The sequence below is a fragment of the Streptomyces sp. NPDC001153 genome, assembly GCF_053598315.1.
On record NZ_JBSFJZ010000035.1, the window covers coordinates 20,959 to 47,746 of the forward strand.

The following is a 26,788-nucleotide window of genomic DNA, read 5'->3' on the forward strand; positions in this document are numbered from 1 at the left end:
CGTTCGGGGTCATGAGGGGAACGTAGAGCAGCAATAGGTCAGATCCAGTCCTAGTTGTGCGGCATTCTCGTCGGCATGACTACCGACACACCCGCCCGGCTGCTGCAGCTCCTCTCCCTGCTCCAGACCCCCCGCGAGTGGCCCGGCGGTGAGCTGGCCGAGCGGCTCAGGGTGTCGCGGCGTACCGTGCGGCGGGACATCGACCGGTTGCGCGAGCTGGGCTATCCCGTGCAGGCCAGCAAAGGGGCCGACGGCGGATATCGGCTGGTCGCCGGCAAGGCGCTGCCGCCGCTGGTGCTGGACGACGAGGAGGCGGTGGCGATCGCGGTGGGACTGCGGGCCGGTGCCGGGCATGCGGTGGAGGGCGTGGACGAGGCGTCCGTACGGGCCCTGGCCAAGCTGGAGCAGGTACTGCCGGCCCGGCTGCGCCACCGGGTGTCCACGCTCCAGGCCGCGACGACACCGCTGACCAGCGGGGACGGCCCGACCATCGCACCGGAGACGCTGACCGTGATGGCCTCGGCGGTGGCGGGGCACGAGCGGCTGCGGTTCGCCTACCGCGACAAGGACGGCAGCGAGTCACGGCGGCTGACCGAACCGCACCGGCTGGTGTCGACCGGGCGCCGGTGGTACCTCGTCGCCTACGACCTCGACCGCGCCGACTGGCGGACCTTCCGGGTGGACCGGGTGAGCGAGCCGTTCGCGACGGGAGTCCGCTTCGCACCGCGGGAGTTGCCGACCGGAAGCGCGGCGGAGTACCTGCGGCAGTCCATCCACCGGCGGCAGGAGACGTACGAGTTCGCGGTGCGGTTCGCCGCGCCGGCGGAGCAGGTCTCCGCGCGCCTGCCGGCATGGCTCGGGGTGCCGGAGGAGGACGGCGAGGGGGGTTGTGTGCTGCGGGGCACCTGCGGTGATCCGCTGGAGTGGCTGGCGGTGCGGCTGGCGATGGCGGGGTACGAGTTCACGGTAGGAGGGCCGAGTGAACTGATGGAGTGCATACGGGAGTTGGGTGGTCGGCTGAGTCGGGCCGGGGGCGGGTGAACTCGGGGAGGGTCGCCGAGGCCGGGCCCTTCGGGGACGGCCTAGCCCTCCCGGTCGCCCCACCCGAAGTCCCGCAGGGACGCGAGGTTGCGCAGCGCCAGGACCGCGGGGCCTTCCGGGCCGGTGGGCGGGGAGGAGGTGGCGGCCCAGGACTCCACGGCCACGCGGACGGCGGCGCCGGCGACGGCCGCGGCGAAGCGGAGGTCGGGGGTGACCGGTGCGGGGGATACGGGTCCCGGGGCAACACTGTCGCGCCCATCGCGGTGCCTCTCTCGCCCCTCGCGGCGCCCGTCCCGCCCCTCTCGCCCCTCTCGGCGCCCCTCTCGCCCCTCTCGCTCATTGCTCTCAACTGCAGTTGATGCGATCCGGTTCGCGAGGATCTCGGCCAGGGTCTGCTCCGACGCCTGGCAGACCTCTGCCCAGACCTTGCGCAGGGCGGGACTGGCGTCGGCCAGGCGGATCAGGGTGCGGACCCACTCCCAGGACGCAGCAGAGACACCGACGCCCGGGGTGAGGGTGTGCTGTACGGCGTGCTCCAGGGCCTCGGGAACGCCGAGGTGGGCCGGGGCCGAGCGGACCGCTTCCGTCCAGCGCTGGGCGCCCGTCGCGTAGAGGGGGGCGACCGCTTCCTCCTTGGTGGCGAAGTAACGGTAGAAGGTGCGCGGTGCGATGCCGGCGGCCTGTGCGATGTCCTCGGCGCGGGTCGCCCGCAGGCCCTGGCGGACGAACAGGGCGGCCGCCGCCCGGGCGATCTCCGTCCGGGTCTCGGCCTTCCGGCGTTCGGTCAGCGAGACCGGCGCGGAGCTGGAAAGCGGCTGGTGGGGGCTGGTGCCGGGAGGGGTACCGCGGGTGGTGCCGGGGGTGGTGCCAGGGGTGGTGCTCACCCCGGCAGGCTATGCCCATGTGGCAGAATCTGCCATCCGACGGTCCACCCCGGGGTTCAGGTACGGGGTGGGCCGTCGTCCCAGGATGTCCGCCCCCCACCGGCCCGCCGCCCTTGCGGACTTGAGTCTCCCGCGAGGGGAGACCGGAAGGTGGGCTCATGCACGGCGGCATCTCGTACTCGATCGGTGAGCTGGCCCGGCGTACCGGGCTGTCGGTCAAGACCATCCGCTTCTATTCGGATCAGGGTCTCGTGGTGCCGGCGAGCCGTACCCCGGCCGGTTACCGCCGCTACGGCCCCGAGGCGGTCCCCCGGCTGGCGCTCGTACGGACGCTGCGCGAACTCGGCCTCGGCCTGGAGGTGATCCGGCGGATCGTGGACCGGCCGCTCTCCCTCGGCCGGGTCGCGGCGGAGCAGGCTGCCGCGCTGGACGTGCAGATCAGTGTGCTGCGCCTGCGCCGGGCGGTGCTGTCCGCCGTAGCGGCCAGGCGTGACCCGACCTTCGAGGAGATGGAGCTCATGCACCGGTTGGCGACCCTGTCCGAAGCGGAACGGCGACGCCTGGTCGACGGTTTCCTCGACGCCGTCTTCGAGGCACCCCGGCCCGCCTCGCCCGACGCACTCCAGTCCGCCCGCGCCGACGCACCCCGCCCCTCCCCGGCCGACGCACCCCAGCCCTCCCCGGCCGAGGCCGGGCTTCGGCGTTCTCTCACCCCCGAGTTGCCCGACAACCCGACCGAGGAGCAGGTGGCGGCGTGGGTGGAGCTGGCCGAGCTGTCGCTCGACGACGGGTTCCGTGGAGCCGTACGACGCCTGGTCCAGGAGCAGGCCAGGAACGGGCGCGGGGCCGGGGGTGGCGTCGGCATGCCGCCCGCGCCGGATGTCGTCGCTGTGGCCCGGGATGTCGTGGACACGGCCCTGGCGTCCGGCATCAGGCCCGAAGCGCCGGAAGCGGATCCCGTGGTCGCGGCCCTCGTCACCCGGTGCGCCCGCGCCTGCGGGCACGTCGGCCACGCCGCGCCGCACGAATGGCTGCTCCAACGCCTCGAAGCCGCGCGCGAACCCCGTAGGGACAACTATCTCCGCCTGCTGGCCCTCGTCAACGGCTGGCCGGCTCCCCAGCCGGTGACTCCGGTGATCGACTGGGCGGCCGCGGCGCTGCGCGCTCGAGCGGTGGCCTGATGTCAACGTCCGGACAGGAATGGTCCGTTGAGGAGCACGGCCCGACGGGCTCTCAGCTCGCTTGAGAACAGGCGGATACGGACGCAGGCACACCCGGACACAGAGGAAGCCGGGCCCCGGCACCCGGGGGGGATAGGTGCCGAAGCCCGGCTGGGAAGGTCCCGGCGCCGGGGGGGATGTGCGTCGGGACCTGGCTGTGTGGCTCGGGTCGTGCGGGTGGGCGCGTGGGGTCGGCCCGTCCGTGCGGTGCGTGGGGAGTGCGGTTCCGGGGCCTGGCTGCTGTGGGGCCCGGAAGGGTTGTTCCCGCGGGCCCGGGAGTTGAAGCGATGGGACCGCGCCATGTTTGCGCCGTCCTCCGCCACCGGCGTGCGCTCCCCCCAGGCACCATACGCCCACAGGAACCACAGGTTTCCGACCGCCGCGCCGCGGCACCTCGCCCCCGCGTCACCCGACAGGCACCGCCTCACAGCACCCACGGCACCGGCACCGGGCCGCGCGGGGACCGGCACCGGCACCGGCGTGCCGTAACTCCCTTACGCCGCCGCGTCGAAGCCGGTCTGGCGGGCCAGCTTCTTCAGTTCGAGCAGTGCGTGCTTCTCGATCTGGCGGATGCGTTCGCGCGTCAGACCGTGCTCCTTGCCGACCTCGGTCAGGGTGCGCTCGCGGCCGTCCTCGATGCCGTACCGCATCTTGATGATGGAGGCGGTGCGCTGGTCCAGGCGGCCGATCAGGTCGTCCAGTTCCTCGCTGCGGAGCAGGGTGAGGACCGACTGCTCGGGCGAGATCGCGGACGTGTCCTCCAGCAGGTCGCCGAACTGGGTCTCGCCCTCGTCGTCCACCGACATGTTCAGCGAGACCGGGTCGCGGGCCCAGTCGAGGACGTCGATGACGCGCTCCGGGCTGGCGCCCAGCTCCGCTGCGATCTCCGCGGGCTCCGGGTCGCGGCCGTGCTCACGGTTGAACTCGCGCTGCACGCGGCGGATACGGCCCAGCTCCTCAACCAGGTGGACGGGGAGCCGGATGGTGCGGGACTGGTCGGCGATGGACCGGGTGATGGCCTGTCGGATCCACCAGGTGGCGTACGTCGAGAACTTGAAGCCCTTGCGGTAGTCGAACTTCTCGACCGCGCGCACCAGGCCGGCGTTGCCCTCCTGGATCAGGTCGAGCAGGGGCAGGCCGCTGCGCGGGTAGCGCCGGGCCACCGCCACGACCAGGCGGAGGTTGGAACGGATGAAGATGTCCTTCGCCCGCTCACCGGCGGCCACCAGCGCTTCCAGTTCCTCGCGGGAGGCGTCCGCGGCGGACTCCTCCTCACCGTCGAGGATCTGCTGCGCGAAGACACCCGCCTCGATGGTCTGGGACAGCTCGACCTCCTTGGCGGCGTCGAGCAGCGGCGTACGCGCGATCTCGTCGAGGTACATGCCGACCAGGTCGCGGTCCGCGATCTCGCCGCCATGGGCGCGAACACTGCTTGCCGAGTCGACCGTCTCGCCGGTGGCGGACTGACGACGGGCGACGGCACGGGTTGCCATGCGTGCTCCCTTGCGATGGTGGGCTGGCGGGTGGTCCTGCTGAACGCTCGGCATCGGGGGGAGTGTCTCTGGCGACTCTCTCCGAGTGCCCTGCATCCGTGGGAAACAACGACTGGAATCCGGACAGAATTCCCAACCCGCCCCCCAATTTTTCTGATCATGCAGTACCCTGTCCGCCACGCGGGGAGGCGGGATGCCGACGGAACGTACAGAAGTGCAGGTCAGGCCGGGAGTCGAGGGGGATCTGGATTCCCTCACGGCGATCTACAACCACTACGTACGTGAGACGGCCATCACTTTCGATACCGCGATCTTCACTCCGGAGGAGCGCCGCCCTTGGCTGCTCTCCCACCCGGAAGACGGCCCGTACCGCCTGTTGGTTGCCACGGACGCGGAGTCACAGGAGATTCTGGGGTACGCCACATCCAGCCCTTACCGGCCGAAGGCCGCGTACGTCACATCCGTGGAGGTCTCGGTCTACGTCTCCCCGGACGCCGGCCGTCGCGGAATCGGGTCGCTTCTCTACGACGCCCTGTTCAAGGCCCTGGCCGACGAGGACGTGCACCGCGCCTACGCCGGGATCGCCCAGCCCAACGAGGCTTCCGAGCGGCTGCACGCCCGCTTCGGCTTCCGGTATGTCGGCACGTACCGCGAGGTCGGCCGCAAGTTCGGCCGCTACTGGGACGTGGCCTGGTACGAGAAGGAGCTGTAGCCCGGCGAAAGAGCTGCGGCCCGGCCCCCGCGAAAGGGGCCGTCGCTCACCCGAACTGCACGGACCGCTTCGCCATTCCCATCCAGAACCCGTCGATCACCGACTTCTGCGCGTCCAGTTCGCCCCCGGCCTCCGCCGCGCCCATGGTGACGAAGAGCGGGGCGAAGTGTTCGGTGCGCGGGTGGGCGTAGCGGCCGGCCGGGGCCTTGTCCAGGAAGTCCAGCAGGGCGTCCCAGTCGCGGGCCTGGAGGGCGCGGCGGCCCCAGTCGTCGAACTCGGAGGACCAGCTGGGCACGCCGTGGCCCGCGTACCGCAGGGCGGCGAGGTTGTGGGTGAAGAAGCCGGAGCCGACGATCAGCACACCTTCGTCGCGCAGCGGCGCGAGCCTGCGGCCGATGTCCATCAGGCGCACCGGGTCCAGCGTGGGCATGGATATCTGCAGGACGGGGATGTCGGCGGCGGGGAACATCTCGACGAGGGGGACGTAGGCGCCGTGGTCGAGGCCGCGGTCGGGGATGTCCTGGACGGGGGTGCCGGGGGCGCGCAGCAGCTTGCGGACGGACTCGGCGAGCCCGGGGGCGCCGGGGGCGGCGTACCGGACCCGGTAGTAGTGCTCGGGGAAGCCCCAGAAGTCGTGGACGAGCGGGACGGTCTCGACCGCACCCAGCGCGAGCGGGGCCTCCTCCCAGTGGGCGGAGACCATCAGGATCGCCTGCGGCCGGGGCAGGTCCGCGGACCAGGCGGCGAGCTGGCCGGGCCAGACGGGGTCGTCGGCGAGCGGCGGGGCGCCATGACTGAGGTACAGGGCGGGCATGCGCTCCGGGCTACTGGTGGACATGGCGGCGGCTCCGATGGACTGCTTTGCTTTAACTCTCAAGTTCTATGGCCACCGTACGCCCGACTTGTTCAAGTTTCAAGGAGCTGCCTCGTACAGTGGGACACATGAACACGGCATCCGACTCCGCCGCACAGCCCCGCTGGCTCACCGACGAGGAACAGCGCGTCTGGCGGGCCTACCTGCACGCCACCACCCTGCTGGAGGACCACCTCGACCGGCAGCTGCAGCGCGACGCGGGCATGCCGCACATCTACTACGGCCTGCTCGTCGGCCTCGCGGAGGCCCCGCGCCGCCGGCTGCGGATGACCGAGCTGGCGATGCAGGCGAAGATCACGCGCTCCCGGCTGTCGCACGCGATCGCACGGCTGGAGAAGAACGGCTGGGTCCGCCGCGAGGACTGCCCCTCCGACAAGCGCGGCCAGTTCGCGGTGCTCACCGACGAGGGCGCCGAGGTGCTGGCGCGCACCGCGCCCGGCCATGTGGCGGCGGTACGGCAGGCGCTGTTCGAGCGGCTCAGCCCTGAACAGCAGAAGACCCTCGGCGCGATCATGGAGATCGTCGCCGAGGGCCTCCAGCCCGATGAAGCGGGTGCGGACCTGCCCTGGCTCCGCTAGATCAGCGCACGGCCACGCGCCGTACGGCCGGTCAGTGGGCCACCACCGGCACCGGCACCTCGTCCTCGACACCCTCGCCGGAGATCACCTCGGTGGTACCGGGGCGGCCGGCGTTGACGAAGGTGAAAGCGATCAGGGCGGCGAGTCCGAGGATGCCGACGGCGAACCAGATCGCCGAGGTGTAGCCGTGCACCATGCCCTGGAGCCCGACCAGCTGCTGCTGCGGCTTGGTGGCCGCACCGGCGATGTGGTCCTTGATGTACGACGTCTTCGCCGACGCGGCGATGGTGTTCAGCAGGGCGGTGCCGATCGCGCCGCCCACCTGCTGCGAGGTGTTGACCATCGCGGAGGCCACACCGGCGTCCCGGGGCTCGACGCCCTGGGTGGCCAGGGACATCGCCGGCATGAACGCCGTACCCATGCCGAGGCCCAGCAGCAGCATCGCGGGCAGCAGCAGCATGCCGTACGAGGAGTCGATCTTCAGCTGGGTCAGCAGCAGCATGCCGACGCCGGCGACCAGGAAGCCGGGGCCCATCAGCAGCCGGGGCGCGATCCGGGTCATCAGGCGGGTGCCGATCTGGGTGGACCCCGTGATCATGCCCGCGATCATCGGCAGGAAGGCGAAGCCGGTCTTGACCGGCGAGTAGCCCTTCACGACCTGCAGGTAGTAGGTCAGGAAGAGGAACAGGCCGAACATGCCGATGATGGCGAGACCGAGGGAGAGGTAGATGCCGCCCCGGTTGCGGTTGCTGACCACGCGCAGCGGCAGCAGCGGCGCCTTGACCCGGGACTCGACGGCCACGAACGCGAGCAGCAGCACCGCGGCCGCGATGAACATGGACACGGTCACCGCGTCGCCCCAGCCGTCGGACTCGGCACGGGTGAAGCCGTACACGAGCGCGACCAGGCCGAGCGTGGACAGCAGGACGCCCGGGATGTCGAGCGGGTTGCGGTTGCGGCCGCCCTCGGGCTCACGGATGACGAAGTAGGCGCCGGCCGCGGCGACGATGGCGAACGGGATGTTCACGAAGAAGGTCCAGCGCCAGTTCAGGTACTCGGTGAGGAAACCGCCGAGGATCAGGCCCACGGCACCGCCGCCGCCCGCGATGGCGCCGTAGATGCCGAACGCCTTGGCGCGTTCCCTGGCGTCGGTGAACATCACGGCGAGAAGCGACAGCGCGGCCGGGGCGAGCAGGGCGCCGAAGACACCCTGGAGGGCGCGGGCGCCGAACATCATCGCGCCGGAGGTGGCGGCACCGCCGAGCGCGGACGCGGCGGCGAAGCCGGCCAGACCGGTGACGAAGGCGCGCTTGCGGCCCCACAGGTCGGCGATCCGGCCGCCGAAGAGCAGCAGACCGCCGAAGGCGAGCGCGTAGGCCGTGACGACCCACTGCCGGTTGCCATCGGATATGCCGAGGTCACTCTGGGCGGAGGGCAGGGCGATGTTCACGATGGTGGCGTCGAGGACGACCATCAGCTGGGCGAGCGCGATGAAGACGAGCGCCTTCCAGCGGTTGGCGTCGCCGGCACGTGCGGCGAAGCCGGTCGGCGCGGTGGCGCCGGGAGCCTTGCGGGCTGTTTCGGACATGGGGGTACCCACTTCGGGACTTCGTGACGGAAAACTGGCGGAGGTGACGGAAAAGTGACGAAAAACTGGCGTAAAGGCGACGGAGAAGGTGGCGGAGAAGACGACGGAGAAGGTGGCGGAGAAGATGACGGACAAGTGCAGGAGAACGGCTGTGCCGTACGCAGCCGCAGGAATGGACCGGGATCGGGAGCCGAACTAATCGGTCAGCACTCGCGCAGCTCCTTCATGGTCATGGCCGTGCCCGGCAGGGCGGAGCGGGCGGGCGCCCGCAGGCCGTCGAGGAACACCTGAAGGTGGCGGTGGACGAAACGGTCGCCGCGCAGGCAGTCCGTGCCGGCCGGAGGCCGGCTCAGCTGGGCCACGACGATCATCAGGTCGCCGACGCCGACGTCGGGCCGGAGCTGTCCGGCCGCCTTGGCCCGGCCCATGACCTCCTCGATGAGCTGCTCGACGCGCTCACGGGAGGCCACCAGGTCGCGGTGGTGCTGGTCGAACGTGCTGGAGATCATCGGGCACAGCGCGCTGATCCGCTCGTCGGCGGCGGCGTGCACGAAGTGCTCCAGCGCGGCGAAGGCGTCCCCGGTCTCTGCAAGGGCCACCTCGGCCGCCTCGGCCGTACGGTCCATGACGGAGCAGACGACCTCGCGGACGAGGGCCTCGCGGTCGGGGAAGTTGCGGTACACCGTGGCGTTGCCGACGCCGGCCCGGCGGGCGATCTCGTCGAGCGGCACGTCCGGGCCGTGCTCGACGAACATCTCGCGGGCGGCGGTGACGATCCGCTCCCGGTTGCGCAGGGCGTCGGCACGGGGCCGGGGCACCTTGCGCGCTACGGGGGTGGTCGCGGTCGGCACGGTGGACTCCTCGGGGTGTTCGGGTCGGGGCCGTTCGACTCGGGGCCGTTCGGCTCGGGGCCGTTCGGGGGCGATCCGGGGAAGCAGTCCCCGTTTCGCTCGGACACAGGACTAAACGGGGAGAGGTTCCCCGGTTATTTCCCGACCGCGAAAAGAACCTCTGTGACCTGAGACACACTCATCTCCCGCCGGGATTCACCCTTGTGCGGACCGGCATTCCCACGATCGGTCTCCCCCAGCGCGCGCCCCGCACCCCACCGGCACAGGGTGAGCGCAAGGGTGCAGCCGGAGACTGGCGGCTGCCGTGGAGCGAAGGGTCCATGCATGCAGCCGCAGCCGCCCCGCCGCATACCCCTTCCCCAGGAACACCCCGCAACGGAAGCACCTCCCCGCGGACGCCACGCCACCGGAGCGCTCCAGGGGCGCTCCGCCCGCGCAGACCGACCGCGCGCGCGCCGGTCGCGCGCAGGCCGTTCGAGCGCCGGCCGGTCCCGCGTACGCCGTCGCATACGCCCGCGCCGGGCGGCCGCTCTCGCCGCGGTGACCGCGCTGACCCTGGCGGTCGGCACCTCGGCCGGGACCGGACGCCTGTCGGCGCCCACCACCGCCGGGCCCGTCGGCACGGCCCGCTCCGCCCTCGTCCCCTGCGCGGTCCAGGGCAGTGTCGAGGTCCAGATGACCGAGGGCATCCCCACCCCGCACGGCTACGCCCGCTCCACGGGCACGCTCCACGCCCTGACCCTGATGGTCGACTTCTCCGACGCCCCCGGGCAGGGCAGCGCCATGGACCGCTTCCACGAGTTCTTCCCGCAGACCCAGGACTGGTTCCGCACCGCGTCGTACGGCCGCCTCGACTACCGGCCGGAGACTCCGATCACCACGTGGCTGCGGATGCCCAAGCCCTTCAAGGAGTACGGCATAGAACGCGGCGCGCCCTTCGACCCCGGCTACCGGCGGCTGGTGCAGGACATCGCGGCCGCCGCCGACCCGGTGGTGGACTTCCGCGCGTACGACATCCTCAACGTCCTGATCACCCCCAACGCCGGCCCCTCCGCCCTGGACACGGTCCTGTCCGTGACCTTCGCCGGCAACGGTGACGCCCCGGTCGCCGACGGCGTCCCCATCGCCAACGCCTCCTTCATCTACTCCCGGCAGGACGACGGCTCCGGCTCCCTCGCCCACACCGGCTACCGGGTGCTGCCGCACGAGAACGGCCACACCTTCGGCCTGCCCGACCTGTACACGCAGGAGGGCGGGGGCGCGGTGGGGCACTGGGACATCATGAGCGAGGACTGGGGGGCCAACAACGATCTGCTCGGCTGGCACAAGTGGAAACTGGGCTGGCTGGACGGCTCACAGGTGGGCTGCGTGGCGGCGCGGGGCAGCGTGGAGTACGACCTGACACCGCTGTACAAGCCGGGCGGCGGGAAGCTGGTCCTGGTCCCCGTCGACGCGCGCAGCTCGTACGTCCTGGAGGTGCGGGCGCAGGGCGGCAACGACGAGGTGGTGTGCCGGCCGGGTGTGCTGATCTACAAGGTGGACGGCGCGATCGACACCGGACGCGGACCGGTCACGGTCTACGACAGCCACCGGGGCAGCGGCGGCTGCACCCGCAGCCCCAACGTCCACGCGGAACTCTCCGACGCCCCCTTCTCCCCCGGCGAGACCTTCAAGGACCCCGGCCACGGCATCACGGTCCGGGTGGTCGGCAGGGACGAGAACGGGAACTGCCGGGTGCGGGTGACACGGAAGTAGGGGTGTCGGGCGGCTCCCCGGGCACTGTTCGGGAAACGGGCGCCGGGCGGCGGTCTACCGTAGGCGTGCCCGTATGCCGTACCGGAGAGCCGATGCCCGCGCCGATGCCCGCGAAGACCGCACTGGAAGCCGACGCCGCCCGTGGCGAAGCGGGGCCGCCGGACGAGGCGGTCGGTCCGTTGGTGCGCGGGGTCGGGGTGCTGCGGCGGCTGACCGAGGCGGGCGGCACGCTGAGCCCGAGCGCGCTGGAGCGGGCCACCGGTCTCGCCCGCGCCACGGTCGACCGCATCACCGCGACCCTTTCCCTCATGGACTACGTCCGCCTGGACGGCCGGGACGTCGTGCTGGCTCCCCGCGTGATGGAACTGGGCAACGCCTACCTGGCCGCCCTGCGGCTGCCCGCGCTGCTCGGCGCCCACGCCGACGCCCTGGCCGACGAGCTGGACGAGTCGGTGTCACTCGCGGTCGCCGACCTCGACGGCATCCGCTTCATCCACCAGGCCACCCGCCGCCGCGCGATGTCCGTCAGCTTCCGCATCGGCGACCTGCTCCCGGCCGAACGCACCGCGCCCGGCCCGCTGTTCGCGGCCGAGTGGACCGAGCCGGACTGGACCCGCTGGCGCGCCCGCCGCGCGGCGGACCCGACGGACACGACGTTCCCCGCCGTACCACCCCTCCACCCGCCCGCGGACGCCTCCGCTTTCCCGGCACGGGTGGAGCGGGCGCGCCGGGACGGCTGGGCGGTGGACGACCAGCTGATCGAACCGGGCCTGGTCGCGGTCTCCGTGCCGGTACGGCACCCGGACACCGGCCGCGTGGCCTGCGTGGCGAGCGTGGTCAGCCACACCAGCCGCCACTCGGCGACCGACCTGCGCACCACTCTCCTCCCCCGCCTTCGTACGGCGGTGACGGCGATGGAGTCCGCCCTGCGCACGGCACCGCCGCCCGAGCCGGGACCACCCCCCGCGGGCCTCGCGACCTGGACGACGGCGTCCAAGCACCAGCTGGGCCGGGACTTCGTGGAGTCCCTGGCGCGCGGCCTGAGCGTGCCGGCCGCCTTCGGCGAGGGCCGCTCGGCGCTGTCCCTGAGCGAGGTGGCACGCGCAACCGGCCTGGCCCGGGCCACGGCCCGCCGCGCGCTGCTCACCCACGAACACCTGGGCCTGGTGCGTGCGCACCCCGACCGCACCTTCGCCCTCACCCCCCGCGTCCTCGACCTCGGCTTCCCGCCCCTGTCCCGCACCACACTCCCCCGCCTGGCCGAACCTCACCTCCGCCGGCTCGCGGACCGGTTGCACGAGCCGACGGCGCTGGCGGTGCTGACGCCCGGCGGCACGGAGATCCAGTACACGGCCGGGGCGAGCGCGAGCCGCGTCCTCACGGTCCACATCACGGTCGGGGCTCGCCTGCCCGCCGCCGAGACCTCCCTCGGCCGCGTCCTCCTGGCGGACACCACGGCCCCCCTCCCCCCGGCCCTCGCCGAGGTCCGCGCCCAGGGGCACGCCCTGGTCGACGAGGAACTGGAGTCGGGCCTGCGATCCATCGCCGTACCGGTACGGGACCGGACCGGCCGTGCGGTGGCCGCCGTCGACGTCGCCACCCACGCGGCCCGCCGCACCCTCGAGGCCTGCGTCCACGAGGTCCTCCCCGCCCTGCGCACCACCGCCGACCACATCGAGTCAGACCTCCACACAGCCTCCCGCTTCACCCACATCCCCACGTCCTGACCCCCCCCACCTCCCCAGCCCGCCGTACGGCACCGCCCCACCCGCTACACTGTCGGCGGTGGCTCCGTCACCACCGATCGCAATGCCTTCGTAGCTCAGGGGATAGAGCACCGCTCTCCTAAAGCGGGTGTCGCAGGTTCGAATCCTGCCGGGGGCACAAGGGAAACGGCCCGGACCGATCATGGTCCGGGCCGTTGTAGCGGGAGCATTGGACGGCAGCCGCCTCTCAGGCGGCAGGCAGACGGGGTGTGAGCAGCCGGTCCAGGTGGCTGATCGCCTCCCGCTGGGTGTCGTGCACGACGTGCTGAGCGCATGACGTCACAGGGGGCAGATGCCGCATAGGCCGCCGAGCGGGCTGTGGGTCAGGCAGAGCCGGATCTTCGAAGCCGCCGTGCGGTCAGCAGGCACGGTTTGAGGCGGCGGGGACGGGAAGCGGAGCGGCAGCCACGCGCCAGCCCCTGCTCAGGCCCGACCTCGACGTCGCCGGAGGGAAGTTCGCCCGAGGCGGCAAGATTTCTGCTTCTCCGGGTGGGACGTAATCCTGCAGCCACAGCATCTTCAGAGTGTGGACGATGAACAGGATCTCGGATGAAGCGCCGGTACGAAGAGGAGTTCATGGCATTCGCCGCTGCGCGATCCGCACCTCTGTTCCGCTCTGCGTGCATGCTCACCAGCGGTGATGTGCACCTCGCGGAGGACCTGGTGCAGGACACGCTGGGCCGCATGTATGCCAACTGGCGCAAGATCGGGCAGATAGACGACCCGGCGGCCTACACCCACACCGTCCTCGTACGGACCTACCTGTCCTACCGCCGCCGGCGCAGCAGCTCTGAGCAGCCCACCGGCACCCTGCCGGACTCCGGTGCCGCCACCGAGCACGACGCCACGCTGCGGGTCACGTTGCTCGACGCTCTCGCCCGGCTCTCCGCCCGGGACCGGGCCGTGCTGCTCCTGCGCTACTGGGAGGACCGCAGCGTCGAGCAGACCGCCGCGATCCTTCAGGTCCGGCCGGGCGCGGTACGCAACCAGAGCATGCGCGCGCTCGCCCGGATCCGGGACCTTCTGGGCCACGACCTGTCCGAGCTCGTCAGCCCCTGACCCCGGTGCCGCGGCACCTACCTCACCCTCTTCACCGACCCCGAAACACGGTGACCAGCCATGCCCATCGAAGAAGACTTCACCGAAGCCCTGCGCACCACCCTCCTGACCTTCGAGCCGCCCAACACCCCGTCGCTTCTGCAGGCCGGTGTCCGCAACGGCCGGCGCAGGAGCCGCCGTCGCGCCACGGCCGTCGGCGTGAGCGGAGCAGCCGTACTCGCGCTCGTCGGGCTCGGCGCGGCGGTCGTCCCCGGAATGCTGTCCGACGGCCGAACAGCCGGCCACACGCTCGCCGGTCCGGCGGCCTCGGCCACAACCGGCTCGCCCACGGCATCCGCCGCCCCGAAGCCGACCTTCACCGGCACACTGCCCGCCGACCGCGCCCTTGCCACCCTGACCGCGCTGCTGCCGGCCGGCCTGAGCCATTCGAGCCCGCCCGGCGGCCGGCAGTCCGGGCAGCTGTGGGTGGACGACGGCCACGGCACGTCGCTGCTCGAGGTGCACGTCTCCCGGCAGACCTCCACCACCGCGATCCGCAGCCACGTCTTCGCCGGGACGAAACCCCTGGCCGACGGCACGCTGATCGAGTCCCGGCAGGCACCACCCGGAGCGGGCCCCGGGCACCAGGCGGTGAACGTACTGCATCCTGACGGGCTCTACGTCACCCTCATGGAGTGGCAGGCACCGAGCCAGAACGCCCCCTCGACCCGTACCGCGCCGATCCTGACACCGGCCCAGCTGCGGGCCATCGCCACCAGCTCGCAGTGGCAGTGACGCCCGCAGCGTCCGTGCGGCGGGCCGGCACGATCACGGCCGAACCTGGCACCTTGCCCCGGTTGGCACATGGCCGGAAGGGGCTGTCCACTGTCGGCGCCCGACGCAGCCGGCCAGGGACGTCTTGTAGCCGAAACCCGCGGCGCTCCCCTCCACGCTCCTGGGCGTGCGCCCGCGCTCGTCAGATCCCTGGCCGCAGGCGGCCTCGCGGCTTGGCGCGCTTTGATCGCCGTAGTATCGCCGTAGTGCGGAGCAGGCAGCCGGGTCAAGGCCGACCGAAAACACCACGGGCCGGTGAGAACTACAGAACGTAGTTTTCACAGCCGCTCCGTCACGCCCCGAGCCCGGAGACGAAGGTGTCGCGCAGCAGGGCCGCCGCGAAGTCAGGATCGGCTGCTGCTGCGGTAGAACAGAGCGTGCGGCCTGGGCCGGTCGACTGTGACCAGATTCCTTCAACCCGCAGGACCTGGACCGCCCCGGTGACGTCCGCATGTGGAACACCGTACGTCGTGGCCACATTTTCGGCGACGCTCTTGACGAGAGTCCATGAGAACGCCGAACGGCCGGGCGGCCTTCCTGATGGATTCCGACGCCTCATTTCCCCGGCCCACAGCAGGGACTCGCGAAAATTCTTCCGAACCAGGGCCTGGAGCTGTGGCGTGGCGCGGAGCGAGTCGAAGTCGGGAGGATCGAAGACAGCCTCCCGTCGCTGCAGGATCCGTTCTACGGGCAATGCAGTGTCGTCGCTGTCCTCACCCTGGCTTCGATGGTGTTCGCTCATCTCGCACCTGACCAGCTCGCCCCACCACTCCAGCCACTGGGCGGCCAGCCCTTCCCGATCCAGGGACTCCGAGGCATCCACGGCCACTGGCGGGTGGCCGAGAAGTGGCGGCACCGGCTCGTCCGCCGGAACCGGCAGAGCAGCGGCGTCGCGAATGAACAGCGCGGCGTGAAGCATCTGGGAGCTGCCCTCGGAGAACCGCCACGAGGACGAGTGGGCGTAATGCACTGGGTGTACCTCCCCGGATCACGGTAGTGCTACGCGCTCTGCGCCACCAGGCAGCGAACGAGCCACGCCGGCAAGGGACTTCGGGTATGAATCGGTGGCACGCATGCGGCGCATATGAGGCCGGAAGAGGCCGTGACCACGCGCGAACCACGGCAGCTCTCGGCGCACAGCAGCCGAGGCAGGGGTCGGTCCGGCGGGTGCAGGCAGGACCAGGTGTCTTGACGGATTCGGCCCGAACGGATTCGGCCCGAACGGATTCGGCCCGAACGGATTCGGCCCGAGAGTCACGCCAGCAGCCCGCTGCCAGGGCCTCCGATGCCCCGTGCAACACTCATGACTGTGATCCCAACTCCCTTACCGCATACCGGGTTTCCAAGCAGCGGCACATGTGACGGTGCGCGGCGGTGTGCCCGCTGGTCCGGAGATTCGAGCCGTGCCGTCGAAGGGGTCGCAACGTCGTTCCCCGCTCCCTTGAGCTGGAAGGAGTAGACGGTGGTCCTCGCTGCTGCGGCGGTCGACATCAACTTGGCCAACATCTCGAACTACCTCATCTACTCGGCGATCGCCGTGTATCTGCTGGCGATGTTCGCCTATTGCGCCGAGTGGGCCTTCGGCAGCCGGGGCACGGTTGCTCGCCTCTCCGCTGCGTACGCCTCGCCCGCCGGAGCGGGGTCCAGGAAGACGGCGCCGCAGGGGCAGCACGTCGGGGGGACCGACGGTGCCGTGTCCACGCTCGTCCGCACAGCGCCTGTCGTCGTCACCAACGGCGGCCGTGGTGGCCACGACCGTGCGCCGGCGGACGGCCCCGGGGCCGCGGGGACGGACGAACAGGCGGACCTCCTGGGGAGGATCGCGGTCTCGCTGACCGCCCTGGGCTTCCTCCTGCACGCCGGGGGTGTGCTCACCCGAGGATTGTCGGTGATGCGGTTGCCCTGGGGGAACATGTACGAGTTCTCCTGTGTCTTCGCCCTGACCGTGGTGGGGGCCCACCTCGCCCTGCTGGCTGCCGGCAAGAACGTGCGCTGGCTCGGACTGCCGATCCTCATCGCGGCGCTGCTGATCCTCGGCCTGGCCGTCACGGTGCTGTACACCGCCTCCGAGCAGCTCGTTCCGGCCCTTCACTCGTACTGGCTGGGCATCCACGTCTCCGCCATGATCATCTGTGCGGGTGTCTTCTGTGCCGGCTTCGCGGTCACCGTCTCCTATCTGGCGCAGGAGTCCCGGGAACGCCGTCTTGCCGCAGGAGAAGAGCGGGGAAGCCGTCTCGACGGCATCCTGGAACGGCTGCCCGCCGCCGCCAACCTCGACAGGCTCTCCTACCGCCTCAACGCCCTGGTCTTCCCGCTGTGGACGTTCGCCGTCATCGCGGGCTCCATATGGGCCGAAAAGGCCTGGGGGCGCTACTGGAACTGGGACCCCAAGGAGACCTGGTCCTTCATCACCTGGATCGCCTACGCCGGCTACCTGCACGCCCGGTCCACTGCCGGCTGGAAGGGACGCAAGGCGGCGTACCTTGCCCTGGTGGGCTTCGCCTGCGTCCTCTTCAATTTCTACGGCGTGAACATCTTCGTGACCGGCAAGCACTCCTACGCGGGTGTCTGACACCCCGAATACAGGACTCGCCCCTGGTCGCGCGGCAGGCCGCCGCCAGGTCGGTGGTGTTCACGCGGGTGGTGTGCATCCCTGTCGGCTTCCCTGACCGGGCGGCTGCCGTAGGTACGACGCGAACCTGGCCAGGACCGGGTTCGGGTCGTCCGCGCGGTGGACGAAGGAGACGGCGTAGCGGGGCGAGCCCCCGGACTCGTCCTCGGCGAAGCGGCGGACGGCCACCTCCGGCGGGCAGAGTTTGCGGGCGCGTCCCAGGTCCATCACGGAGACGCCCGCACCCTCGGCGACCGAGGCGACGACCTGCTCGAAGTCGGGTTCCTCGGCGACGAGTTGGGGCGGGCCGTCCCGCCAGACGTCGGCGACCAGTTCCTCGTACAGCGTGGGTCCCGCCTCGCGTGGCCACAGGACGACCGGCAGGCCGCGCAGGTCGCGGCGGGTGAGGCGGTCACGGGCGGCAAGGGGGTGGTCGGCGGGGAGGATCACCGCGGCCTCCTCCTCGGCCACGACGGCGGCAGCGATGCCCGGTTCGCGGATCACCCCGCGCACGAAGGCGGCGTCCAGGCCGCCGTCCTGCAGCAGGCGCAGGCACCAGGACGACATGCCGGTGGTCACCGACACCTGGACGTCCTCGTGGTCCTTGCGGAAGCGGCGGATCACATCGGTGATGCGGTCGTCGGCGCCCGAGCGGGAGTAGGCGAGGCGCAGCCTGCCGTACGTGCCCTCGGCCACCGCCCGTACCCGCTCGCCCAGTTCGCCGGCCGCCGTCAGCAGCGGCTCGGCGCCCTCCAGCAGCGCCCGGCCGGCCGGGGTGAGGGTGACGCCCTGCGGGCCCCGGTCGAGCAGGGACACCTTCAGCTCCTGCTCCAGCACCTTGATCTGCTGGCTCAGGCCGGGCTGCGCGATGCTCAGCTCCGCGGCGGCCCGCCCGAAGTGCCGGTGTCGGGCGAGCACCACGAAGTACTTCAGACGGCGCAGTTCCATACGGGCATCGTAGGCAGCCCCGGCCGACGGCCCGGCCCGGCTCGTGGACACTTCATGTCTCGTACACACACCGGCGGTCCCGCACCCGATAAACGATCCTGATGGGCGGCAAGAAAACCTGTATTGGACCCGCGCCGCGGCGACCCGCAGGCTGGAACGACATGAGTGATCGGGGGAAGGACCGGCAGGTGCATGCCATGACAGGGGCCGAGCGCCAGGCGTTTCTGGCCGAGCCGCACATCGCCGTCGTCAGCGTCGCGTCGGACAACGGCCGGGGGCCCCTGTCCGTACCGCTCTGGTACGCCTACACGCCGGGCGGCGACATCACACTGATCACCGCACTGGACAGCCGCAAGGCCGCGCTGGTGCGCCGGCACGGCCGGGTCTCCCTGTGTGTGCAGCGGACCGAACCGCCGCGCACCTACGTCAGCGTCGAGGGCCCGGTGGTGGAGTTCCGCGCCCCGGCCACGCTCGACGAGCGGCGGGCGCTGGCCCACCGCTATCTGGGGGCCGCGGCGGGTGACGCCTTCGTGGAGGCCACTGCCGAGCGGACTGCCGGGTCGGTGCTGATCCGGGTCCGGCCCGAGCACTGGCTCTCCCGCGGTGCGTCCTGAAGCCCCCTCTCCCCGGCCACTCCCCAACACCCGTCACAACCCCACCCAGAGGGGAACCACCGGTGGCCCACCTCGTCTTTGTCGAGATCACCGCGCTGGGCGTCCAGTCCATCGCGCACGCCAAGCGGCTCGGTCACGAAGTGACCCTGCTGCGTTCACCGCTGTACGACTTCGTCACCCCGCCCGCCGAGCGCGCCCGTGCCGAGGAGCTCGCCGACCGGACGCTGCGCTCGGACGACCTCCAGGACGTCGGCCTGCTGATCGGCCTGCTGCGCGAGCACGGCATCCGGCCCGGGGACGTGGACGCCGTTCTGTCCACGCTGTCCCTGTGCGTGCTGAGCGCCGCACGGCTCGCCGAGCGGTTCGGCGCGCGCGGCACTCCGTACGAGGCCGTGGCCGCCGCCCGCGACAAGGGCCGATGCCGGGAGATCCTGCGGGAGACGGGGGTGCCGAGCCTGGGGTTCGCGGTGGTGACCACGCTGCCACAGGCCCTTCGGGCCGCGGCGGACATCGGCTACCCCGTGGTGATCAAGCCGGTGTCGGGCGTCGGCAAGGCCGTCACCAGCATCGTCGAGAACCCGGAGGGGCTGCGCGCCCATTTCGCCGCCGCCGCCGAGGAGTTGCGGTCGATGCAGCCGGGGCTGGCGGCCGAGCTGGACGAACGGTACATCGTCGAGGAGCTGGCGGTCGGCGAGCTGTACTCGGTCGAAGTGGCCGCCGACGGAGAGCGGTTCACCCCGCTGGTGGCGGTCGGCCGCAAGATGGGCCGCGACAACCCGGTGCTGGAGCTGGGGTGCACGGTGCCGTCGGGGCTGCCCGCGGCCGACGAGGCGGAACTCGGCGCCTACGCCGTCCGAGTCTGCCGGGTCCTCGGACTCGACCTCGGCATCTTCCACGTCGAAGTCATGCGTACGGCGAAGGGGTTCCGGCTCGTGGAGGCCAACCCGCGCATCTCCGGTGGCTCGTTGCCGGACTCGGTGCGGATGGCCACGGACCACAACGTCTTCGAGATCCTGGTCGACCTGTTCCTCGGCGTGCCCGCGCCCGCGCACCCGCTGCCGTGGCGCCGGGCGGCCAGCCACACCTTCCTGGCCGCCGCGCAGGACTCGGTCGTTCCACAGGACCTGCCGGCCGACTGGTTCGAGGAGTTCCGGCCGCGCCTGCACTCGGGCTGGAGCCGCGCCGAGCCGGGGGACCGACTCCGGGCGATGAACGGCAACTTCGACACTTTCGGCATGATCCGGGTCGTCGGCGACGACGCCGACCGGGCCGCCGAGGAGGTCGCGGTGGTGCGGCGGGACATCGAGAAACGGCTCGGGTTCGCGCTGACGGCGGTGGCGGAGTCACGGGGCGGCGGCTGACATGGGCGACTCTCGCGACGGCACCGGCTCCCCTCGTACGACGCCCACGTCCGTCACTTCCGTACGTTCCCCCCGTACGGCCGACACCCTCGTCCGCTACCTCCTCACCGCCTCCCTCGTCCGCACCGCGAGCGGCGGCGCGGCCGTCGGCCTGTTCACCCTGACCGTCCGTACGGGCGGCCCCGGTGGCGCGGCTCCCGGCGGGCTGCTCGCCGCGCTGCTGACCGCGCCGTACGTGGCAGGCCCCTGGCTGGCCGGCGTGCTCGACCGGGCCCGCGACGGCCGCCGGGTCCTGGCCGTGTCCTTCCTCGTGTTCGGCGTCGCGCTCGCCGCGGCCGCGCTGCTGCTCGGGCGCGTCCCGTTCCTCGTGGTGGCCGGGCTCGTCACGGTCGCCGGGCTGTGCGGGCCGCTGGTGACGGGCGGACTGAGCAGCCGGCTCGCCACCGTGGACGGCTGGGACGAACGCGGTCGGCGCCGGGCGGAGGGCTGGGACTCGGCCACGTACGGCATCGGCAACACGTTCGGGCCCGCGGTCGTGGGCGCGGTGGGTGCCGTGCTGGGTGCGCGCACCGGGGTGCTGTGTCTCGGCACGGCGGCGGCCGTGGCCGCGCTCACCGTACGGACGCTGCCCGCCGGGGCGCCGCCCGCGAAGGGCCCGGCAGGCCCTCTCCGGGTCCGGCAGACCTTCCGGATCATCGCGACCGTCGGCCAACTGCGCCGCGTGATGCTGGCGATGGCGCTGACCGCGCTGGTCGCCGGCGGCATCACGGTCGTGGCGACCACGCTCGGCCGGCAGCTCACCGGCAGTCCCGAGGCGGGCGCCGCGCTGGCCGCCGTCTACGGCTTCGGTTATCTCGCGGGATCGGTCGTGGCCGGCATCGTTCCGCTGCGGGGCGAGCCCGAGCGGACGTCGACCGTGCTGGTCGCGGTGAGCGCGGCGGCGGTGGCCTGCTGTGCCGTGGCGCCCGGATACGCCGTGGCCGTGGTGACGTTCGCCGCCACCGGGGCGGCCAGTGCCCTGCTGTTCACGGCGACGCTCGCGGTGCGCGCCGTGTACGCGCCGCCGGAGGCCCGCGCCCAGGTGTACGTGTCCATGGGCGCCCTGAAGATGGCCGTCTCCTCGGCCGGCACCGCCCTAGCGGGCACGCTGATGGGCCTGGGCCCGCGGACGCTGCTGGGCGCCGGATGTGCCGTGACGCTTTTCGCCCTGACGGGTGTGCTGGGTGACCGGCGCATCAGCAGGAAGTGGAATTCCGCTGCAGAATCCCAGCAGAATTCATCGGCGCGCAACAATAGCGGCACATTGCACCCAGAAATTTCTTGACGGACAGCAGTGAAATCGCAAATAATCATGTCCATGCGCAACTCCTGTCGCACTTCTCGCTGATCCTGCCGCGCCGGCGCACTCTTGCGCCCACCCCGCCTGCGGCAGTTGACAGGCACCTTCACCACCAGCTTCATCACCGGCTTCCCCACCAGGCGAAACCGGTATTCCCTGCTGCACCTGCACACGTGAATCCCGACCAGAGGACAAACATGGCAGCCTTGGCCGCACCCGCAGTGAATCCGGCCATCTCTTCCCCCACGCCTTGCCCGTGCCACGCGTTCGGCATCCACACCCAGCACGCCCTGCACAGCCTGCGAAAAGTATTGGAAAATCCCGGGGACACCGTCCGGAATGTATTCGAGGACATTCTCGACCAGTGCGCGGACACGGAGTTCGGCCGCGCCCACGCCCTGCACCGCGTCCGCACCGTCGCCGAGTGGCGACGGGCGGTGCCGATCCAGCAGTACGAGGACGTCGAGCCGTACATCCGCCGCGCCCGTCAGGGCCTGCCCGCGGTCCTGACCCGCAGCCGGCCGTACGCCTTCCTGAAGACCTCCGGCTCCAGCGGTACGCCCAAGCACATCCCCACCACCCGGCACTGGCGCGACCACTACCGCGGGCCCGCCCTGTACGCGCAGTGGGGCCTGTACTTCGAGGCGCTCGCGGAGGCGGACGCGCCCTCGGCGCCCGCCACGCACATCCCGCAGGTCCTCGACCTGTCCTGGGAGCGCACCCCGGCCCGCCCCGGACCGGGCGGCGAGCGGCCCGTCTACAGCATCTCCAACCGCCCCGCGGCGGTCAGTTCCCGCGACTGGCTGCCGCCCTGGTACGACGAGCCGTGGCTGCTCGCCGAACCGGGCGAGGGCTGGGAGGCGGCCCTGTACCGCAAGGTGCGCCTGCTCGCGGGCAGCGACGTACGGGCCGTGGTGGCCCTCAACCCGTCGAAGATCATCAGCCTGGCCGAGACCCTGGCCGCGTCCGGCGAACGCCTGGTCACGGACCTGCGCGACGGCACCCTCGACGGCCGCCGCCACCCCGCCGTGACCCCGGACCGGGAGACCGCCGACCGCCTGGCCGCCGTCCTCGACGCGACCGGCGGCGCCCCCGCCCTGACGGACCTGTGGCCGCGCCTGGATCTCGCGGTCGCCTGGAACTCCGCGTCCGCCGCCCTGTACCGAGACTGGCTGGCGGAGGCCCTGCCCGGTGTACGGCGCCTGCCCTTCAGTACGACCGGCACCGAGGGCATCGTCACCCTCCCCGTGGACGGCCACGCCTCCGCCGGCCCGCTCGCCGTCGGCCAAGGCGTCTACGAGTTCGTCCCCGTCGACGGCCCCTGGGCAGCCGACGGCCGTGACTCGCTCGCCCCGGACGCGCCGACCGTGCTCTTCGACGAGCTGGAGACCGGCCGGGAGTACCGCCTGGTGATGAGCCAGGCCAACGGCCTGCTCCGCTACGACGTCGGCGACGTCTACCGCGTCGTCGGCCGCTACGGCGCGACCCCGCGCCTGGAATTCACCGGCCGGGCCGGCTTCCGCGCCTCCTTCACCGGCGAGAAGCTCACCGAGACACAGGTGCACGAGGCCGTCGTGGCCTCCCTTCCGGAAGGCCTGGGCGGGCGCCCGCTGTTCACCTGCGTGCCCGTGTGGGGCGCACCGCCGCGCTACCACGTGGTCGTCGAGGGTGCCGCCGACCTGGGCTCGGCCGCCCTGGAATCCTTCGCCCGGGACGTCGACGCCGCGCTGCGCCGCATCAACATCGAGTACGGCGAGAAACGCGCTTCCCGCCGCCTGGGCCGGATCGAGATCACCGCCGCCGAGTGGGGCGCCTTCGCCCGCGCCTCGGAGCAACGACTGCGCGCCCGCGGCACCTCCTCGAACCAGGTCAAGCACCACTGGCTGCAACGTGACCGGAAGGTGCTGGACGACCTGGCCGAGGGGGGCCTGCTCAGGACCACCACGGAACCAGGGCTCCAGCTCACCCCCGCGTCCGCAGAGGCCGGTGCCGCCCGATGAGCGCGCTGACGGCACGTTCCCAGGACCGTACGACGCTCTCGCTCACCGCCTCCGACGGCACCGAACTCGCCCTGCACCACTGGGCTCCCGACCGCCCGCCCACCGCCGCCGTGTTCTACGTCCACGGCATCCAGAGCCACGCGGGCTGGCTCTTCGAGACCGGCCCGGCACTCGCCACGCGCGGCCTCTCCGTCCACGCCCTGGACCGGCGCGGCAGCGGCACCAGCGGCGGCCCGCGCGGCCACCTCCCCTCGGCCGCACAGGTCCTCGACGACTACGCGAACGCCCTGACGGCGGTGCGCACGCAGGCGCCGGACGTGCCGCTGACGCTCGTCGGCCAGAGCTTCGGCGGCAGCATCCTCGCGGCCCTGGTCACCGAGGGGCACACCGCCGGCGCCCGCCTCGTCTTCTGCGCCCCCGCACTGGGCCAGCAGCGCGCCCGCCACGGCGGCGGCGAGGCCCTGGCGGCCCTGCGCTCGGCGGGCGGTCTGAGCACCGCGCCGCTGGCCCTGGCCGACGCGGACTACACGGACGTCACGGCCTACCTGGACTTCATGGCCAACGACATCCTGATGATCCGGCAGGTCACCGCGTCCACCCGGTCGGTGATGGTGCAGCTGGAGGACGTGTACATGCGCGGGGGCACCTGGGACGCGGCGCTGTCCGGGCACCCCGTACGCCTCGCGCACCCCGTGCACTTCGTGCGCCCGGGGCAGGACGCGATCATCGACCTGGACACCTCCTGGCAGGTCCTCACCGGCCTGACCCGGCGCGCGAGCGCCGTCGACTTCCCGGACTCGGGTCACTACGTCGAGTTCTCGGCGGCCCGCCACCGCTACTGGGACTGGCTGGCCGCGACGGCCACCGGGAGTACGCGATGAACGGTCTGCCGTTGCCGGTGGAGGTCTTCACCTCCGAGGTCCCCATGGCCCGGCCCTTCACGCATGCCGCGCACTCCCGCCGTACGTCCCGTTCGGTCCTGGTCCGCTGCACACTCGCGGGCGCGACCGGCTGGGGCGAGGGGGCACCGCGGACGTACGTCACCGGGGAGAGCCTGGACTCGGCAGTGCGTGCCCTCACGCGAGCGCACCCTTCGCTGCTGGAAGGGGTGTTCACGGGTTCCTTTCACTCCGGTGTCCGCGCCCTCGCCGCCCTCGACCTGCCCACCGCCCTCGGCACCCGCGAACACCCGGCCCCGGCTGCCGCCGCCGCCCTGGAGACGGCCCTGCTGGACGCCTGGTGCCGTGCCCACGACCGGGACGCGGCGGACGCCCTGGCCGTCGTGGGCGGGGAGGTGCTGCGTCCCGAGCCGCGGGTCCCCGCCTCCGCACTGGTCGTCGACGCCAGCCGCACGCCCGGGGAGCTGCTCGGCGCCCTGTCGGCCGAGGCGCGTTCCCGCCTGACCCACGTCAAGGTCAAGGGCCTGCCCGACCCGCGGGCGACGCGCGACCTCGTGCTGGCCGCACGGGAGTTCACCGACCCGGCGCGCACCACGGTGTCCGTCGACGCCAACGGCGCCTGGTCGCCCGCGCAGGCCCTGCGAGCGGCCGCCCTCCTCGCGGACACGGTCGACTGGCTGGAGGAACCCACCCGCCCCCGCGACTGGGCCACCCTGCACCGCATCCAGCGGGAGGCCGGCTGTCCCGTGATGCTGGACGAGTCGGCGGTCGTCCCCGCCGACCTCGACGACGCGATCAGGCACGCCGCGGCGACCTACGTCAACGTCCGCGTGTCCAAGTGCGGCGGCCCGCTGGCAAGTCTGCGGATGCTGCGCCGCGCCCGCACCCTCGGCCTGCGCGCCCAGCTCGGCGTCCAGGTGGCCGAGGTGGGCCCGCTGTGGGCGGCGGGCCGGCTGCTCGCGGCCCATGTCGACGGGCTGGTCGCCGTCGAGTCCGGCCGCCAGGACGAGTGGTTCGCCCCCGGCCTGACCGTGCCGCCGTACACCATCGACCGCATCCGTCACCGAGCCGAACCACTCCCCGGACCGGGCTTCGGCCTGGTCCCCTCACCCCGCCTCCTGCACAGCCACACCCGCAGGGCGGGCCGTACCGTACGCACTCACGGCAAGGACCCCGGCATGACCACTGCGCTCACCACCCCCGCCCCCGACACCCTGATCTCCTCCCGCATCTCCGCGCTCTCCCTCTCCTCCCCCTACGCCGTCCCCGCCCGCAGGCCGGGCCTCGACTTCGTGAACCTCGTCAGCGGCGCACCCGCCGTCGAGGCGCTGCCGCTGGCCGAGATCAGGGAGGTGACGAACGACCTGCTGGCCGGGCCGGACACCGGTGGGCCCGCGCTCGCGTACGGCCCCAACGCGGGTGATCCGGCCTTGCGTTCGCTCATTGCCGCCCGGGAGGGCGTGGACCCCTCCCGCGTGCTGATCACCAACGGCGGACTGCACGGCACCGCGCTCGCGCTGCAGGCCGTGGCCGAGCCGGGTGACGTGATCGTCGTGGACGACCCCGTCTTCCCCGACACGATCCGCATCATCGAGAACACCGGCGCCGACATCCGCCCCGTCCCGGTGGGCCCGCACGGCCTCGACGTCGACGTCCTCGCCGAGCGGCTGCGCGGCGGGCTGCGCCCCAAGGCCGTCTACACGGTGCCGGACTTCCACAACCCGGCCGGCGGCCTGCTGCCGTACCAGAAGCGTCTGCAGCTGGTCGAACTGGCCGAGCGGTACGGATTCTTCGTGCTGTCCGACAACCCGTACCGCCACTTCTCGCCCGACGGCCGGGGCGAGCCCGACTTCCCGCTGGGCAGCGACCGGGTGGTGGTCGTGCAGACCTTCGCCAAGACGCTCGGCCCGGGCCTGCGCCTGGGCTGGCTGATCGCCCCCGAGTGGCTGGCCCCGCACGTCATCAACCTGCGGCGCCGCTACGACTTCCAGAGCTCGACCCTCTCCCAGGCCATCGCCCGCACCCTGCTCGCCCGCGACGGCTGGTTCGAGCAACTCCTCGCGCGGGGCAGGGACATCTACCGCGAGCGCGCCGAACTCACCGTGCGCAGCCTGCGCGAGGCGGGCGACCGGCTGGAGTTCGACGACCCCGCGGGCGGCTTCTTCGTCTGGGCGAAGGTGAGCGGCGGCCCGACCAGCGCCGAGTCGCTCGCCGAACGGGCGCGGGAGGCCGGGATCGTCTACTCCGTCGGCACCTTCTACGACCCGCTCCAGCAGGGTCGTTACGCCGACCACGTGCGGATCGCGTACTCGGCCGCCCGGCACGACCACCTGGTGGCCGGCCTGGACCGCCTGACGGCCGTCCTGAAGTCCCTGTGACCGC

General features: G+C 72.1%; 22 protein-coding genes and 1 tRNA gene. 16 read left to right on the forward strand and 7 right to left on the reverse strand.

The window, feature by feature from the left end; genetic code table 11:
- The first annotated feature begins 75 nt into the window (after positions 1–75).
- Positions 76–1,041, forward strand: a complete 966-nt coding sequence (locus tag ACWDEN_RS33070) for a helix-turn-helix transcriptional regulator (RefSeq protein ID WP_351619662.1) — start codon at positions 76–78, stop codon at positions 1,039–1,041.
- A 41-nt stretch (positions 1,042–1,082) separates the two neighbouring features.
- Here the strand turns inward: ACWDEN_RS33070 and ACWDEN_RS33075 are convergent, their stop codons facing one another.
- Positions 1,083–1,925, reverse strand: coding sequence for a TetR/AcrR family transcriptional regulator (locus tag ACWDEN_RS33075; RefSeq protein WP_450861506.1), 843 nt, complete (start codon positions 1,923–1,925; stop codon positions 1,083–1,085).
- A gap of 158 nt (positions 1,926–2,083) precedes the next feature.
- Between ACWDEN_RS33075 and ACWDEN_RS33080 the strand changes: the two genes are divergently transcribed.
- Positions 2,084–3,106 carry a MerR family transcriptional regulator gene (locus tag ACWDEN_RS33080; protein ID WP_450861508.1) on the forward strand — a complete coding sequence of 341 codons (1,023 nt, stop codon included), beginning with the start codon at positions 2,084–2,086 and terminating at the stop codon, positions 3,104–3,106.
- 533 nt (positions 3,107–3,639) lie between these two features.
- Here the strand turns inward: ACWDEN_RS33080 and ACWDEN_RS33085 are convergent.
- Positions 3,640–4,638, reverse strand: coding sequence for a sigma-70 family RNA polymerase sigma factor (locus ACWDEN_RS33085; protein ID WP_351619665.1), 999 nt, complete (start codon positions 4,636–4,638; stop codon positions 3,640–3,642).
- A gap of 193 nt (positions 4,639–4,831) precedes the next feature.
- On the opposite strand from ACWDEN_RS33085, the gene ACWDEN_RS33090 reads away from it, so the two are divergent.
- Positions 4,832–5,350, forward strand: coding sequence for a GNAT family N-acetyltransferase (locus ACWDEN_RS33090; protein ID WP_351619667.1), 519 nt, complete (start codon positions 4,832–4,834; stop codon positions 5,348–5,350).
- 46 nt (positions 5,351–5,396) lie between these two features.
- Here the strand turns inward: ACWDEN_RS33090 and ACWDEN_RS33095 are convergent, their stop codons facing one another.
- Positions 5,397–6,188 carry a dioxygenase family protein gene (locus ACWDEN_RS33095; protein ID WP_351619668.1) on the reverse strand — a complete coding sequence of 264 codons (792 nt, stop codon included), beginning with the start codon at positions 6,186–6,188 and terminating at the stop codon, positions 5,397–5,399.
- Positions 6,189–6,292: 104 nt separating this feature from the next.
- On the opposite strand from ACWDEN_RS33095, the gene ACWDEN_RS33100 reads away from it, so the two are divergent.
- Positions 6,293–6,802, forward strand: a complete 510-nt coding sequence (locus ACWDEN_RS33100) for a MarR family winged helix-turn-helix transcriptional regulator (RefSeq protein WP_351619671.1) — start codon at positions 6,293–6,295, stop codon at positions 6,800–6,802.
- Positions 6,803–6,833: 31 nt separating this feature from the next.
- Here ACWDEN_RS33100 and ACWDEN_RS33105 read toward each other — a convergent pair whose 3' ends face one another.
- Positions 6,834–8,390 carry an MFS transporter gene (locus tag ACWDEN_RS33105; RefSeq protein ID WP_450861510.1) on the reverse strand — a complete coding sequence of 519 codons (1,557 nt, stop codon included), beginning with the start codon at positions 8,388–8,390 and terminating at the stop codon, positions 6,834–6,836.
- A 203-nt stretch (positions 8,391–8,593) separates the two neighbouring features.
- Complete coding sequence (locus ACWDEN_RS33110; protein WP_351619677.1) at positions 8,594–9,241, reverse strand: TetR/AcrR family transcriptional regulator; 648 nt, start codon at positions 9,239–9,241, stop codon at positions 8,594–8,596.
- Between the two features lie 540 nt (positions 9,242–9,781).
- Here ACWDEN_RS33110 and ACWDEN_RS33115 point away from each other — a divergent pair.
- The 5 genes from ACWDEN_RS33115 to ACWDEN_RS33135 all read left to right on the forward strand — a co-directional run bounded on the left by ACWDEN_RS33115 (position 9,782) and on the right by ACWDEN_RS33135 (position 14,595).
- The gene (locus ACWDEN_RS33115; protein WP_450861513.1) at positions 9,782–10,996 is read left to right on the forward strand and encodes a M6 family metalloprotease domain-containing protein; all 1,215 of its coding nucleotides are present in this window, start codon (positions 9,782–9,784) and stop codon (positions 10,994–10,996) included.
- A gap of 104 nt (positions 10,997–11,100) precedes the next feature.
- Positions 11,101–12,723 carry an IclR family transcriptional regulator domain-containing protein gene (locus tag ACWDEN_RS33120; protein WP_450861598.1) on the forward strand — a complete coding sequence of 541 codons (1,623 nt, stop codon included), beginning with the start codon at positions 11,101–11,103 and terminating at the stop codon, positions 12,721–12,723.
- Between the two features lie 84 nt (positions 12,724–12,807).
- Positions 12,808–12,880, forward strand: a tRNA-Arg gene (locus ACWDEN_RS33125).
- Between the two features lie 431 nt (positions 12,881–13,311).
- The gene (locus ACWDEN_RS33130) at positions 13,312–13,821 is read left to right on the forward strand and encodes a SigE family RNA polymerase sigma factor (protein ID WP_351619828.1); all 510 of its coding nucleotides are present in this window, start codon (positions 13,312–13,314) and stop codon (positions 13,819–13,821) included.
- Positions 13,822–13,881: 60 nt separating this feature from the next.
- The gene (locus tag ACWDEN_RS33135; protein ID WP_351619825.1) at positions 13,882–14,595 is read left to right on the forward strand and encodes a hypothetical protein; all 714 of its coding nucleotides are present in this window, start codon (positions 13,882–13,884) and stop codon (positions 14,593–14,595) included.
- A 331-nt stretch (positions 14,596–14,926) separates the two neighbouring features.
- On the opposite strand, the gene ACWDEN_RS33140 is transcribed toward ACWDEN_RS33135, so the two are convergent.
- A complete protein-coding gene (locus tag ACWDEN_RS33140) occupies positions 14,927–15,604 on the reverse strand; it encodes a hypothetical protein (protein WP_450861516.1) in 678 nt (225 codons plus the stop codon).
- A gap of 492 nt (positions 15,605–16,096) precedes the next feature.
- Between ACWDEN_RS33140 and ccsB the strand changes: the two genes are divergently transcribed.
- The gene (gene ccsB / locus ACWDEN_RS33145; protein ID WP_351619819.1) at positions 16,097–17,206 is read left to right on the forward strand and encodes a c-type cytochrome biogenesis protein CcsB; all 1,110 of its coding nucleotides are present in this window, start codon (positions 16,097–16,099) and stop codon (positions 17,204–17,206) included.
- Between the two features lie 60 nt (positions 17,207–17,266).
- Here ccsB and ACWDEN_RS33150 read toward each other — a convergent pair whose 3' ends face one another.
- Positions 17,267–18,193, reverse strand: a complete 927-nt coding sequence (locus ACWDEN_RS33150) for a LysR family transcriptional regulator (protein ID WP_450861519.1) — start codon at positions 18,191–18,193, stop codon at positions 17,267–17,269.
- Between the two features lie 197 nt (positions 18,194–18,390).
- Here ACWDEN_RS33150 and ACWDEN_RS33155 point away from each other — a divergent pair, with 197 nt between their 5' ends.
- The 6 genes from ACWDEN_RS33155 to ACWDEN_RS33180 all read left to right on the forward strand — a co-directional run bounded on the left by ACWDEN_RS33155 (position 18,391) and on the right by ACWDEN_RS33180 (position 26,784).
- A complete protein-coding gene (locus tag ACWDEN_RS33155; RefSeq protein ID WP_351619813.1) occupies positions 18,391–18,807 on the forward strand; it encodes a pyridoxamine 5'-phosphate oxidase family protein in 417 nt (138 codons plus the stop codon).
- Positions 18,808–18,869: 62 nt separating this feature from the next.
- Positions 18,870–20,168, forward strand: a complete 1,299-nt coding sequence (locus ACWDEN_RS33160) for an ATP-grasp domain-containing protein (protein ID WP_351619811.1) — start codon at positions 18,870–18,872, stop codon at positions 20,166–20,168.
- 1 nt (position 20,169) lies between these two features.
- Complete coding sequence (locus ACWDEN_RS33165) at positions 20,170–21,492, forward strand: MFS transporter (protein WP_450861522.1); 1,323 nt, start codon at positions 20,170–20,172, stop codon at positions 21,490–21,492.
- Between the two features lie 212 nt (positions 21,493–21,704).
- Complete coding sequence (locus tag ACWDEN_RS33170; protein ID WP_450861524.1) at positions 21,705–23,507, forward strand: GH3 auxin-responsive promoter family protein; 1,803 nt, start codon at positions 21,705–21,707, stop codon at positions 23,505–23,507.
- Positions 23,504–24,388: an alpha/beta hydrolase gene (locus ACWDEN_RS33175; protein ID WP_450861526.1), complete on the forward strand. Its 885-nt coding sequence runs from the start codon at positions 23,504–23,506 to the stop codon at positions 24,386–24,388. The genes ACWDEN_RS33170 and ACWDEN_RS33175 overlap by 4 nt, the downstream gene beginning before the upstream one ends.
- Complete coding sequence (locus ACWDEN_RS33180) at positions 24,385–26,784, forward strand: aminotransferase class I/II-fold pyridoxal phosphate-dependent enzyme (RefSeq protein ID WP_450861528.1); 2,400 nt, start codon at positions 24,385–24,387, stop codon at positions 26,782–26,784. The genes ACWDEN_RS33175 and ACWDEN_RS33180 overlap by 4 nt, the downstream gene beginning before the upstream one ends.
- The last annotated feature ends 4 nt before the right edge of the window (positions 26,785–26,788 follow it).